Here is a 700-nt window from a genome sequence, read left to right as displayed (position 1 = left end):
GGATCCGGAGCATGCGGGGACGTTCTACGCCCGGGAGGGCGGGTTCCTGTACGGGGCGGGGGACTTCGATGCGGGGCTGTTCGGGATCTCGCCGCGTGAGGCGCTGGCGATGGATCCGCAGCAGCGCCTGTTGCTGGAGACCTCGTGGGAGTCGTTCGAACGGGCAGGCGTGGACCCACGGGCCGGACTGGCCGGACACCCGGTCGGTGTGTTCGTCGGTGCCTCGTTCATGGGGTACGGCTCCGGACCGGTCGAGGCTGCTGACGGTGTGGAGGGGCATCTGCTGACGGGTACGGCTTCGTCGGTGATGTCGGGGCGGATCTCGTACACGTTCGGCCTGGAGGGGCCGGCGGTGACGGTGGACACGGCGTGTTCGTCGTCGTTGGTGGCCCTGCATCTGGCGGTGCAGGCGCTGCGGTCGGGTGAGTGCTCGATGGCGCTGGTCGGCGGCGTCACCGTGATGCCGACGCCCGACGTCTTCGTGGAGTTCTCGCGTCAGCGGGGTCTGGCGCCCGACGGCCGGTGCAAGTCGTTCGGTGCGGGTGCGGACGGGACGGGCTGGTCCGAGGGTGTCGGCATGCTGCTCGTGGAGCGGTTGTCGTCGGCGCGGGCTGCGGGTCGTCGGGTGCTGGCGGTGGTGCGGGGTACGGCGGTCAATCAGGACGGTGCGTCGAACGGTTTGACGGCGCCGAACGGTCCG

General features: G+C 70.6%; 1 protein-coding gene. It reads left to right on the top strand.

The features are described 5' to 3' along the window. A partial coding sequence (locus PUR61_RS38355; protein ID WP_329884430.1) for a polyketide synthase occupies window positions 1–700 on the top strand: 700 nt, incomplete at both ends.

The organism is Streptomyces sp. BE20, assembly GCF_036322525.1.
Taxonomy (GTDB): domain Bacteria; phylum Actinomycetota; class Actinomycetes; order Streptomycetales; family Streptomycetaceae; genus Kitasatospora.
The sequence above is the reverse complement of the archived record's forward strand: the minus strand, read 5'-3'. Positions and strand labels throughout refer to the sequence as shown.